Annotated in this window: 10 protein-coding genes; 5 read left to right on the top strand and 5 right to left on the bottom strand. The window is 35.6% G+C overall.

What is annotated here, in order from left to right; all coding sequences use genetic code 11:
• Positions 1-222 precede the first annotated feature (222 nt).
• A complete protein-coding gene (locus J8281_RS13365; protein ID WP_210198140.1) occupies positions 223-384 on the top strand; it encodes a hypothetical protein in 162 nt (53 codons plus the stop codon).
• A 432-nt stretch (positions 385-816) separates the two neighbouring features.
• Positions 817-1,611 carry a tryptophan-rich sensory protein gene (locus J8281_RS13360; protein WP_210198139.1) on the top strand — a complete coding sequence of 265 codons (795 nt, stop codon included), beginning with the start codon at positions 817-819 and terminating at the stop codon, positions 1,609-1,611.
• Between the two features lie 17 nt (positions 1,612-1,628).
• Here J8281_RS13360 and J8281_RS13355 read toward each other — a convergent pair whose 3' ends face one another.
• Positions 1,629-2,972: an NAD(P)/FAD-dependent oxidoreductase gene (locus J8281_RS13355; protein WP_210198138.1), complete on the bottom strand. Its 1,344-nt coding sequence runs from the start codon at positions 2,970-2,972 to the stop codon at positions 1,629-1,631.
• 344 nt (positions 2,973-3,316) lie between these two features.
• Here J8281_RS13355 and mfd point away from each other — a divergent pair, with 344 nt between their 5' ends.
• Positions 3,317-6,682 (top strand): transcription-repair coupling factor, encoded by a 3,366-nt coding sequence (mfd, locus tag J8281_RS13350; RefSeq protein WP_210198137.1) that lies wholly within the window; start codon positions 3,317-3,319, stop codon positions 6,680-6,682.
• Positions 6,683-6,895: 213 nt separating this feature from the next.
• Positions 6,896-7,204 carry a hypothetical protein gene (locus J8281_RS13345; protein WP_210198136.1) on the top strand — a complete coding sequence of 103 codons (309 nt, stop codon included), beginning with the start codon at positions 6,896-6,898 and terminating at the stop codon, positions 7,202-7,204.
• 291 nt (positions 7,205-7,495) lie between these two features.
• Here J8281_RS13345 and J8281_RS13340 read toward each other — a convergent pair whose 3' ends face one another.
• From J8281_RS13340 to J8281_RS13325, 4 genes are all read right to left on the bottom strand, one after another.
• Positions 7,496-8,428, bottom strand: a complete 933-nt coding sequence (locus tag J8281_RS13340; protein WP_210198135.1) for an SMP-30/gluconolactonase/LRE family protein — start codon at positions 8,426-8,428, stop codon at positions 7,496-7,498.
• Between the two features lie 130 nt (positions 8,429-8,558).
• Positions 8,559-9,686, bottom strand: a complete 1,128-nt coding sequence (locus J8281_RS13335) for an AraC family transcriptional regulator (protein ID WP_210198134.1) — start codon at positions 9,684-9,686, stop codon at positions 8,559-8,561.
• 108 nt (positions 9,687-9,794) lie between these two features.
• On the bottom strand, positions 9,795-10,154 hold the full coding sequence (locus tag J8281_RS13330) for a YraN family protein (protein WP_210198133.1): 360 nt from the start codon (positions 10,152-10,154) through the stop codon (positions 9,795-9,797).
• A 2-nt stretch (positions 10,155-10,156) separates the two neighbouring features.
• Positions 10,157-11,053: an LD-carboxypeptidase gene (locus tag J8281_RS13325; protein WP_210198132.1), complete on the bottom strand. Its 897-nt coding sequence runs from the start codon at positions 11,051-11,053 to the stop codon at positions 10,157-10,159.
• Between the two features lie 105 nt (positions 11,054-11,158).
• Between J8281_RS13325 and J8281_RS13320 the strand changes: the two genes are divergently transcribed.
• Positions 11,159-12,688, top strand: a complete 1,530-nt coding sequence (locus J8281_RS13320) for a DUF1800 family protein (protein WP_210198131.1) — start codon at positions 11,159-11,161, stop codon at positions 12,686-12,688.
• Positions 12,689-12,691: the final 3 nt, after the last annotated feature.

Raw genomic sequence — 12,691 nt, 5'->3', positions numbered from 1 at the left:
ATTCGAACTTTTTCACTAAGTATATAATAATTAATGAATATCTATAATCAATCATATCGCAATGTCTCCTCGAGCACAGTCGAGAGGTTAGTAAATCCAACGAGCTCTAAGATCAGTTCTCGACTGCGATCGACCAGACATTAAAGTCAATTTTATGATTTATAGTGGATATTGAATAAAAATTTAAATCAATTTCAATAACTATCCCTTTAAATAAACAAAATGCAGAACAAAAATTTAACACTTCAAAAGTTTATCATCTCAAAATTAAATGATTATTCTATCATCAATGGCGGCGCTGTAGCATGTGATCCTTTAAAAACGAATTCGACAGTAAAACCACTAGAAGAAACTACATTCACAGAAGATGAGGAACTTATTTAATGTGTATTCGATAAAAAACATATATTAAACCCGCTTTATGCATTAGAAAATCCCCGCCTGCCTATTATTTATAAAAGGCGAGCAGGTATTACGGCTTTAAACTGCTGCAAAACCAAGCACTACGTTGTATTTTTAAGTTTCACCGTAGCGATGCTATGCCGAAACTTAGAAAACACTTGGTTTTATTGCATTTTCAACCCTCATAACGAAATTCTAATGCATAAAGCGGGTTAAAATTATGGTAATGAATAGTTTTTAATGAACACCATTGTATCGTTTCTTTAACTAAACTGGGGCTGACATCGTTTTGATTAAAAAATTCCTTTAACATCACTATGGATATATCGTATTTTGAATAACGACAACAATTCATTCTTTTGAAGTAAAAAAACAGAGAACATTGGCTATCTTTATTTCGAGAAGAAATATCGAATGAAAAAAAAGTTATCTATAATCAACCTTATCTCTGTACTTTTTGTGTTAGGGATCAATTATCTTTCTCAAACAGCTACTTTTAATAACACGACTATTGGAGAGATAAGCAACACATATAACAACCTTTTTACACCAGCCAGTTATGCATTTGCCATTTGGGGGCTTATATTTATAAGTCTTATCGCTTATAGTGTATATCAAATCAGAGAAGCGTTTTTTAAGTCTCAAGATACTGCTTTTATTGAGCAAACCGGGTATTGGTTTCTTTTTGCTAATTTTTTGAACGGATGTTGGGTACTAGCATTTGTTTACGATTATACCGGTCTTTCTGTTTTTATCATGATAGGTATCCTCATATCTCTTATCAAAATTATTTTAAATACGAATATGGAATGTTGGGATGCACCTATAGGCACTATTGCATTTGTTTGGTGGCCTATTTGTTTGTATTCGGGATGGATTACAGTAGCTACAATCGCTAATACGGCCACCTACCTTGTTAAAATTGATTGGATTGGCTTTGCATTGTCTGAAGAAGGTTGGACAGTAGCAATGATAATAATCGCAATGGTTATTAATATTCTTGTTATTATGAAAAGGAATATGAGAGAATTTGCCCTGGTGGGAGTTTGGGCGCTAGTTGCTATCTATATGCGTCATAAGGATACCATAGCTTACATCGCCATTACAGCGCTTGTTTGTAGCGCAATTCTTTTGATAGTTATAGGAACGCATGGATATTTAAATAGAAAGACGAGTCCGTATCACAAACTATTAGAACGTTTTCAATAAGTGACTCCCTTATCAAATTATATCATGTATTGCATATCACCCCCCCAGCTGGGGTAAACAAAAATTAGTTCATTAAGTGCTTTGGTAGTCATATTATTATAAATAGCCATGGCAAAAAGGTTGATCATTTCTGCAGCTTCGGGACCGACCAGATGCGCTCCTAAAATAACATCGTCCTTTATTATAATCTTATATGCATAGGTGTGCTCATTTATACGTTTCGCATTGTAAAAATCAGCGGCATCCTTATAAACTACGCGAATCGTATGATATTTTTTTTTGGCTTCTTCTTCAGATAATCCTACCGAAGCAATATTTGGTAATGTAAACGCTACTGACGGTGTGACTGGAAAATTTGCTTTCTTTTCATTGCCATGAAAAAGATTGTGAGCAACGATTGTCCCTTCGCGAGAAGAGAATGGCGTAAGTGGCAACGCATTATCAGCAATATCACCACAAGCATACACATCACTATTGCCTGGATTCTGCAAAAAATCATTCACCCCTATTCCTTTTTGATTATATACCACTCCACCCTTTTCAAGGTTCAAATCTTGAATAGAAGGTATTCTTCCAGTGGTATTAAAAACCAATGCTGCTTTTTTACTATTTTTTTTGCCGTTTTTGCTGTAATGTACTCGCTTGTTTTTTCTTAACGCTTCGATAGCAGTAACTTCAGCCTTAAAAACAAACTCGATCCCTAGATCTTTAGAGGCTTGTACAAGATGTGCTACCATATCTGGATCAAACATCGATAAAGGTCTGTCTCCAGATTCAATAATCGTGACGTCAACTCCAAATCTTGCTGCCATATGTGCAAACTCCATCCCGATATAACCGCCCCCGATAAAAATTATAGATTCTGGTAATGCCTCTAAATTTAAAAAGTCATCACTCTCTAATGCCATTGAACCTCCTTCAATATCCAAGGGTCGAGGCACTAAACCAGAAGCGATTACAATTTTATTCGCTTTTATCGTTTTTCCTTCTACAGAAAGGGTATTCGAATCTATAAATTTTGGAGATTGATGATATAAGGTAATGCCCATATCCCTAAGTTTTTCTTCGGTACCTGCTGGAACAGCAGCCGTAAACTCTTGTTTAAAACTCATTACATCTTTCCAGTTAGATTGGGGAAGCTTTGTAATACCTTTTCCCAAAAGATCTTTGGCCTGTTTGATTATTTCGGTACTGCCAAGGATTACTTTCTTGGGATCACATCCCCTGTTTGCACAGGTTCCACCGTATGCTCTTTTATCGGCAATAGCTACTGTTAATTCATTTTTAACACATTGCTCTGCTACAGTTTGACCTGCAACCCCACTACCTATTATAAAAACGTCAAACTCTTTTATTTTCATTGAAGATATTCTTTACTGTATATATAAAATTAAGTGATTTACCCATGTAAGTTTCAGATTATATTTTACATTTTTTCGAGAATAAACAGTGAATTACACCTCTCATTATCTCCCCTCTAGAGGAGAGTTTAAGCTCCGTCCTTTTGAAGAAAGAGCTAGGAATATATCTTTTTCTCACCAAAAATGATAAGGAAACGAAACCTATATAGACAACCCTAAAAATGAAAATACTACAGGTTGAAGGATTTACTTAACGTAATTCGAAGAAATTAGCACTTAATCCATAAATGAAGTGATATAGAATAAAAAGAATCATAGTATATTTGCACCAAAATTTTTGCTACGTGAGTACATCTTCTATCTCGCAAATTTTCAAACAGTCTCTGTCTTTACAGAAATTGGAGAACGCTATTGCCACACCTCAAGCAAAAGTACATTTGCAAGGACTCTTGGGATCTTCATTGTCTTTTGCTATTTCGAACCTTTTTAAAACAGCTAACCAAACCTTTGTTTGTATATTCGATGATAAAGAGGAAGCTGCTTATTATTTAAATGATTTAGAGCAACTAGTTGGCGATAAAAATGTACTTTTTTACCCGGGTAGTTATCGCAGACCCTACCAGATCGAAGAAACCGATAATGCAAATGTACTACTGCGTGCCGAGGTGTTAAACCGAATCAACTCTCGCAAAAAAGCAGCGTTGATCATTACCTATCCTGATGCGCTGTTTGAAAAAGTAGTCACAAGAAAAGAACTGGAAAAAAACACACTAAAAATTGCAGTTCAAGACACTTTGTCTCTCGATTTTGTAAATGAAGTGTTATTCGAATATCAATTTCAAAGGGTAGATTTTGTAACAGAGCCCGGCGAGTTTTCGGTACGTGGGGGGATTGTCGATGTATTTTCATTCAGTAATGATCAACCGTATCGTATCGAATTTTTTGGTGATGAAGTAGATAGCATACGAACTTTTGATGTAGCAACACAGCTTTCTACAGATCAGATCAAAAAAATCACTATCATTCCCAATGTCGAAAACAAGACCATGCAAGAAACTAGAGAAAGTTTCTTAAAATACATTGCCAACACTACGATTGTCATTACCAAAGATACTGATTTGCTTTCTGCCCGACTTGATAAAAACTTCGAGAAAGCCCAGGAAGCGTTTGAAACCTTATCCAAAGAAATCAAACATAGCACTCCCAAAGAACTATTTGCCACTTCAGATCTCATAAGAAAGCAATTGCTAGATTTTACTTTGGTAGACATGGGGAATCGCCCTTTGAGCAAAGCAGACCACACCGTAAAGTTTACGACCAAACCTCAACCTTCTTTTAATAAACAATTTGATCTTTTAATCAAAAATCTTAACGAGAACTACTCGGCAGGCTATACAAACTACATCTTTTGTGTGAGTGAACAGCAAGCCAAGCGCTTTCATGATATTTTTGATGATGCAGACCTAGACGTTAGACAGTATGAAACTATAGTTTTCTCGGCGTTTCAAGGATTTATTGATCATGAGCAAAAAATTGTTTGCTATACCGATCATCAGATTTTTGAGCGTTATCATAAATTTACCCTCAAAAACGGATACGCAAAAAAACAGGCGATTACTTTAAAAGAACTTACTAATCTTGAAGTTGGTGATTATGTTACTCATATTGATCACGGGATCGGTAAATTTGGTGGTTTGCAAAAAATAGACGTAGAAGGCAAAAAACAAGAAGCCATTAAATTGATCTATGGTGAAAGGGATGTGCTCTATTTAAGTATCCATTCGCTTCATAAAATTTCCAAATTTAATGGTAAAGATGGCAAAGCGCCTCAAATTTACAAACTCGGATCCAAAGCATGGAAGACGCTTAAGCAAAAAACAAAAGCAAAAGTAAAGCATATTGCCTTTAATCTGATTCAATTATACGCAAAGCGGAAACTACAAAAAGGATTTCAGTACGATCCTGATAGTTATTTACAGCATGAGTTAGAGGCGTCTTTTATCTACGAAGACACCCCCGATCAAAGTACAGCTACGGCTGCTGTTAAAGCCGATATGGAGAGTGAACGACCTATGGATCGCTTAATTTGCGGGGATGTAGGCTTTGGCAAAACTGAAGTTGCCATACGAGCTGCTTTTAAAGCTGTAGACAATGGTAAACAGGTGGCAGTTTTGGTGCCTACGACTATTCTGGCATTTCAGCATGCAAAAACGTTTCGCGAGCGCCTTAAAGATTTTCCGGTCACGGTAGCCTATATCAATCGCTTCCGCTCGGCGAAACAAAAACGAGAAACTCTAGAAGGTCTGGAAAAAGGTAGTGTAGATATAATTATAGGTACGCATCAACTGGTTAATAAAAATGTAAAGTTTAAAGATCTGGGATTATTAATAATAGATGAGGAACAAAAATTTGGAGTATCTGTAAAAGACAAGTTAAAGACGATTAAAGAAAATGTAGACACCCTTACGCTAACAGCAACTCCCATACCTAGAACGTTACAATTTAGCTTGATGGCAGCTCGAGATCTATCAACTATTACTACGCCACCGCCTAACCGCTATCCTATCGAGACACATGTGATACGATTTACCGAAAAAACAATTCGGGATGCGGTAAGTTATGAAATCCAGCGTGGCGGTCAAGTGTTTTTTATACACAACAGGATTGAAAATATTAAAGAAGTGGCCGGAATGATACAGCGTGTCGTACCCGATGCAAAGATTGCTATAGGTCATGGGCAAATGGAAGGTAAGAAATTAGAAGACCTAATGCTCTCTTTTATGAATGGAGAATTTGATGTTTTGGTATCTACTACAATAGTAGAAAGTGGATTAGATGTACCAAATGCCAATACTATTTTTATTAATAATGCCAACAATTTTGGACTGTCAGACCTACATCAAATGCGTGGTCGTGTGGGCCGAAGCAATAAAAAGGCATTCTGTTACTTTATTACGCCACCCTACTCTGCCATGACCGAAGATGCTCGTAAGCGTATTACGGCCTTAGAACAATTCTCAGAATTGGGTAGCGGATTTAATATTGCCATGAAAGATCTCGAAATCAGGGGAGCCGGAGACCTATTGGGAGGCGAGCAAAGCGGATTTATCAACGAAATCGGTTTTGATACGTATCAAAAAATCTTAAATGAGGCTATCGAAGAACTGAAAGAAAATGAATTTGCATCGCTATATGAGGATCAAGGTCAGGAAAAAGTATTTTTAAAGGATACTCAGATCGATACCGATTTTGAATTATTATTTCCAGATGACTATATTAATAATATCACAGAACGATTAAATTTGTATACCGAGCTTAATACTATAAAAGACGAAGAGCACTTACAGCAGTTTGAATTACGTCTTGTCGATCGTTTTGGTGAGTTGCCAGATCAAGCCGTTGATTTGCTCAACTCTGTTCGTATCAAATGGATTGCCACCTCGATTGGATTAGAAAAAATTATACTTAAACAAAATAAATTTGTAGGCTATTTTATAAACGATCAACAAAGCGCATTTTACCAGAGTGATGCATTTTCTAAAGTGCTTCAATTTATGCAACAACATCCAAACTTAGGTAAAATAAAAGAAAAGAAAACTAGAAACGGTTTGCGATTGCTATTAACTTTTGATACGATCAACTCTGTAGATCAGGCGCTTACAATTTTGAAACCCCTTCAGCAAACTTTGAAAGAAACAACTGCCCCTTAACTGATAAGATATAACAAGATAGAAAATAATTGTAAGAAAAAACAAATATTTCTTACATTAATAACGTAAAAAGGGTACGTAATTTCCATAAAAATACTTTTTATCGATTAAATTTGTTTTTTATCGATATATTTTTATAAATTTACATCGATTTTCAAGACTCTACGTAAATAAGTACGACTTTAGAATGTATAGAGCAACCCATTCAACACTATGATACCGAAAAAAGAAACAGTAGACGTTCTAAATACTACTTCTCACGCATCGACTGTTGCGGTAGATACCAGTATACATTGTTTTAAAAATAAGCCTTTCGCTATCAACTATTCAAATTTATTGACCCAATATCAAGAAGCAATAGAGAACTATAGACATTATCCCGAACTTATGGATATTGATGAATTTTCATTGAATTATTCTTTTGGTTATCTTTTTAGCACTAATAATGATGATGTTATGAGTAAGCAAATCATGTTTTATCATGTAAAACATTATCTTAGGTCGATACAGATAGCAGCATAAATCCGAAAATTCTGAGTCATAATACATAAATCACATCAAAACCGAAGCTAAAAAAACAAAGGTTGAACTCTTAGTTTAAAAACCAAGAATTCAACCATGTAATCTGAGTTCGACAATTAAACTATTGATTTCCAGTAGTTACAATTTTGCCTCTGTCACCTCGAGCGAAGTCGAGAGGTCATTTTTGTAAAACAACAAGGTCTCGACTGCGCTCGATGTAACATCCTAGTATAGCTTTTTAACACCTAGGTAATTTTGTGCACATTCAATAAAATTTTAAAACTATAAGTCTTAAAGCTTAATCTTCCGAACTCCCCCTACTCCGGTGTACTCTGAGATATATAATGTTTTTCTGAATTTATTAGCGGCTATCCCATTAGGATTACTGAATGAGGCTTCTAATAAAGGTCCGTCAACTTGTGCCGCTTCACCATTACCTGCGATTGTTTCTATAGTGCCATCCATAGATACACTATAGATATAGTTAACCGCTATACCCGTCGCATAAATCACATCGTTAATTACGGTAATGTAACCGATTCCAAAATTTTGAATCACTATATCGGGTATATTCGCAATTAAAGATACTTCTCCATTTTTATCAATCGAGTAAATTGTGGCAGTGTAGAAGTTCGCAACGATAACATTGCCCTTACTATCCAAATCGATACCTACACCCCCTAATAATCGAGGATCCTCTGCATATACTGAAACTGTGCCATCTGGGGTAATTTTATGTACTGTAGGTGCTGTGTAATTAGAAATATACAAGTTATCTTCATAATCGATTGCCATACTACTTGGCCAACCCTCTATAGACGCTATAACTTCTCGCTCTTTATTTGGAGAAATTTTTAACACTTGCCCTCTTACCGTATTGTTATCGTTATTTATAAAAAGATTTCCTTTAGAATCCTTTGCTGTTCCCATAGGACCTGATAAACCTGTAATAGTATCTAAAACTTTACCGTGCGGAGATAACTTAAATACTCGTGTACCACTACCACCGGTTTCTACGAACCTTCCGTACTCTGATACATAAATTGTTCCTTGGCGGTCTACAGAAACTGCTCCGTTAGCCGCAAAATTGCTAATTAATGTTTCCACTTCAGGATCGGGATCTATACCGTCGCCATAACAAGACGATAATAAAATAGTAAAGCCAAAGGATAAAAATACAATAGCCCGTTTAAGATGTGTTGATTTTTTTGGTCGAATTTTCATACGTTTAAATTTTAAAGTTTGAGATAAAAGTAAATTGAACCCGTATGCGTATCGACCGTTTGGGTACATCTGTACGCATCCTTTACGATGACCCCTGAAAATTTGAACTTTAAACTGCACTACTTCAATGCTATGCAGCTTCCATCTTTTTAATGTAATTCGACGGAGTGTCTTGAACCACGGTTTTAAAGGCTTTATTAAACGTGGATTTAGAAGTGAATCCAGAATCCAATGATAGCGCTAATATGGTATGGCGATGATGCGCTCCTTCGTGAATTTTTTCAATAAACTCTTGTACTCTGTATGTATTGATATAATCATAAAAACTACTTTTATGAATAGTATTGAGCAACCACGACAGATCATTCGTAGATGTATTTAACTTTTGCGCCAGTTCTGTAAGAGTAAGCCGGTGATCGAGATATATCTTTTCTTCAACCATCAAATATTCTAAGTTTTTAGTAAGTTGGTGTAACGCTTCTCCAGAAACTCTATTTCTAGCTATTGATTTTGATTGAATTACTGGGATAGGAACTCTAAAAAATTCAGGTTGCTTCAGACTATAAAAACCTATACAATAGATAAAAACACAAATGGCAATCCAAATAGCATTATAACTTACAAATGACGAATAGATTCCGAAGAAATAATACAATACATAACTTACTGTCCATAATAGTAAAAACAAAAATACGGTAATTAAAACTGAAGTTAAATAAGGAGTTAAACGTTGGGAATACGACAGATTTTTTTGTTCTTCTTTTTTGTATTCCTGAAGAATAGTGAAGCTTTTATAACCATAGTAATAGTTACTTAATAATCCAACAGTTTCTATGATAACAAATGGAAGCCAAAGTCTTCCATCATTTGCCATTACTATAAATTCTTCTTGCGTGTAGCGATAGGTCCACAAATGATAGGTAAACATTCCCAGTGCCGGAACAAAATGAATGAATGGAAGACGATACTTCGATGCTTCGTTATACAATAGCCTCTTGTAATATAAGAACAGGAGTGGGCCAAAAACAAAAATTAAAATATCTACAAATAATGCTACCCGAAATAAGATCGCAACGCTAGTACCACGGGTGTAAAAAAACCGCCCAGTAAGCATAATAGCGGCGACGATCAAAATGAGTGACAAAGTGCGATTAGCAAGTCTGTTTTTATGCTGGATAACCTGAATCATCAACGCCAAAAATACACCTTGACTTATACCTAAAAAGAGAAGAATATCTATACTATTGAATGATATCATAAAACCAATCTACAATTTTTTATACTACCAAATTTGGTATAAATCTACTAATTCGTATCAGGTTTTTGGTAGTGCTGTATACCATTGTACACATTAAACTTCATTTTTCTAAAAATGATAAAAAGCGTCTTCGAGATGTTCGATTGTTGTACCTCTCGCATTTTTTATAATAGCTACGATATCAAAACGTATTTCTACATCGAGATCACGATTTTTAACATATTGATTAATCGCTTTTAAAAGCAATTGAATTTGTTTAGGTTTTACAAAATCTTGTGGATTACCAAAATCCGGAGTACTTCTGGTTTTAACTTCGACAACGACAATTGTTTCTCCCTGCCGGGCTATAATATCAATTTCAGATTTTAGGTATCTATAGTTCTTTTCTAAAATATCATATCCTTTATCGGTTAAAAAATCGGCGGCCAATTGCTCTCCTTTTTTTCCTAATAGGTGATGATCTGCCATAATTATATATATTCAAATTTAACACTCTCTTTAGATACCTCTAATGCGATTTTGCTGCCTAGAATGAGTGCACGATTATCTTCAATATGCCCCATCGGAAAATTAAATGCAACCGGGAAATCATATTCTTGAACAATATCCAAAATTATTTCTTTAACGTTTCTTCCAAACGGAATGATATTATCATGCATTTTGGTCATGCCCCCGACTATAAGTCCGCTTAATTGATCAAAATAGCCGTTTCTTTTCAAATTATAAAGCATTCTATCTATATGATAAAGATATTCATCAAGGTCTTCTATACACAAAATCTTACCCGCTGTATCTAGCGCAGATGGCGAGCCACATAGCGAATACAATATCGATAAATTACCCCCTATAAGTTGACCTGAACCTTTTCCTGTCTTATTTTTTTTTGAAGAAGCAATGGTATATGCACCTAGCTGCCCAAAAAGTACTTCTTCTAAGGAGTTTATAGAAGCCTGGGTACCTTTATAAAAATCAAATGGCATAGCAGCATGAATTGTTTTAATCTTAAAATTGTGAATATGAGAATGCAGTACGGTAATATCTGAATACCCAATGATCCACTTTGGTTGTTTTTTAAAGACAGAAAAATCAATGCCATCCAATATCCTAATTGTACCGTAGCCTCCTCGCGCGCACCAGATGGCTTTGATATCATTTGAATCTAACATGCGTTGAAAATCCTCGACTCGTTCGCTATCAGAGCCTGCGAATTGATGATGAACCTTATCTATTGTTGAACCTTTTACCGGTTCTAATCCCCATTGTTTTAACCAGTAAATAGCCTCTTCAATCTCTCTATAATTCACCTTTTTGGCCGTAGAAACGATTGCAATTTTATCACCTTTTTTAACAAAATTAGGGGTAAACATCTCTTAAAATTTCAAAATTATCATACTAAATAACAAACTCTTTCGTTATAAACTACTATATTGTAAGGAAATTGTCCCTCAATCTACAATAAAATTTGAATGCTTATGGTATCTGATACTTCTTGTAATCTAGATTCTTTGGATATGTATGTTCCTTCTCCAGAGAATCCATGGAACGTTAGTAAAATACATCATCTCTATCGAAGAATAGGTTTTGGAGCTTCGAAAGCTGAAGTTTTAAATGCTTTATCTTTAAATAATCCTGGCGCTCTTGTCGATACACTAATCGATGAGGCATTAGCACTAAATACTACATCGCCACCGGCATGGGGATTTTGGAACAGAGACGATTTTGAGGCTGCCGAAATGGCAAATGACGACAATGATTTAAGTTTCTACAGAAGAGAAGGTAAAAATCAAATGATAAATGACCTTATTCAAAATAAGGTAAGGGAACGTCTCACCTTATTTTGGAGTAACCATTTTGTAACCGAAGATAGAACCTATAGAAGTCCTGCATATCAATCACAATATTATAATCTTTTACAAATACATGCATTAGGTAATTTTAGGGATTTTGTTTATGATATTGGTATTTCAAATGCCATGTTGGTATATCTTAACGGTGACGAAAACGTAAAGAACCGACCCAATGAGAATTATGCCCGAGAATTGTATGAGCTCTTCACATTGGGCGTAGATAACGGATATACCGAAGATGATATACAAGAAACCTCAAAAGCACTTACCGGCTACGTAAACACCAATCGCATTCCCTGGGGAGATATCTTATTTAATCCGGAACAATTTAGCAATGAGAATAAAACGATTTTTGGACAATCTGGCAATTGGGGATACGATGATGTAATCAATATATTGTTTCAGGAGCGAGAAACGCTAGTCGCTACATTCATTTGTTCAAAATTATATGCCTATTTTGTGAGTCCCACTTGCAATGAAGCTATCGTGGCTCAAATGGCACAAACTTTTATAACTAATAATTTTCAAATAGCTCCAGTATTACGGCAGCTCTTCAAAAGTGAACATTTCTATAACCAAGAGGCTATAGGTGCGATCATTAAAAGCCCGTGTGATTTGATGATTTGCTTCTACAATGAATTAGGAATTAATGACCCGATGATGGATAGTACTGATTTTCTCAGAAATACAGTGCGCGTTTTAGGTCAGGATGTTTTGAACCCTATCGATGTAGAAGGATGGCAGGGTGACGAAGATTGGATTAGCCCCGATTTGCTTATCGGACGCTGGGAGAGTATCCGATTTTTGATCAACCGCGCCTGGAGTGAAAACCCAGAAGAATTTAGAAATTTTGTCGTAGGATTACCCATTGGTACAGCTGCTGAAGGTAACCTTGATACCAGCTTAAGCGGACCACAAGTTGATATCGTGGTAAGAGCTTTGGTCAATTATTTCTTCCCTCGCGGTATAGAAGATGAGGTAATTTACAACGAAATTTCTGGTGTTTTTAAAGATATAGACGCTTTTCCACCTACGTATTACGAACCAGATGCTGTAGATCCTGCCATCTGGCGATTAGATCGTAGTGAAGTGGCAGAGCAGTTCTATGCTTTTCTAGACTATATTGTCGACATCCCCGAATTTCAATTAAAATAATAC

Source organism: Aquimarina sp. U1-2 (assembly GCF_017897595.1).
Classification (GTDB): Bacteria; Bacteroidota; Bacteroidia; order Flavobacteriales; family Flavobacteriaceae; genus Aquimarina.
Note: the sequence above shows the minus strand (reverse complement) of the source record. Positions and strands in the feature narration are given on the sequence as shown.

What these genes read in the sequence shown, in the direction of transcription:
- J8281_RS13330 (WP_210198133.1), bottom strand. Translation starts at nt 10,154, where the DNA reads ATGGCAGATCATCACCTATTAGGAAAAAAAGGAGAGCAATTGGCCGCC.
- J8281_RS13365 (WP_210198140.1), top strand. Translation starts at nt 223, where the DNA reads ATGCAGAACAAAAATTTAACACTTCAAAAGTTTATCATCTCAAAATTA.
- J8281_RS13340 (WP_210198135.1), bottom strand. Translation starts at nt 8,428, where the DNA reads ATGAAAATTCGACCAAAAAAATCAACACATCTTAAACGGGCTATTGTA.
- J8281_RS13360 (WP_210198139.1), top strand. Translation starts at nt 817, where the DNA reads ATGAAAAAAAAGTTATCTATAATCAACCTTATCTCTGTACTTTTTGTG.
- J8281_RS13345 (WP_210198136.1), top strand. Translation starts at nt 6,896, where the DNA reads ATGATACCGAAAAAAGAAACAGTAGACGTTCTAAATACTACTTCTCAC.
- J8281_RS13335 (WP_210198134.1), bottom strand. Translation starts at nt 9,686, where the DNA reads ATGATATCATTCAATAGTATAGATATTCTTCTCTTTTTAGGTATAAGT.
- J8281_RS13320 (WP_210198131.1), top strand. Translation starts at nt 11,159, where the DNA reads ATGGTATCTGATACTTCTTGTAATCTAGATTCTTTGGATATGTATGTT.
- J8281_RS13355 (WP_210198138.1), bottom strand. Translation starts at nt 2,972, where the DNA reads ATGAAAATAAAAGAGTTTGACGTTTTTATAATAGGTAGTGGGGTTGCA.
- J8281_RS13325 (WP_210198132.1), bottom strand. Translation starts at nt 11,053, where the DNA reads ATGTTTACCCCTAATTTTGTTAAAAAAGGTGATAAAATTGCAATCGTT.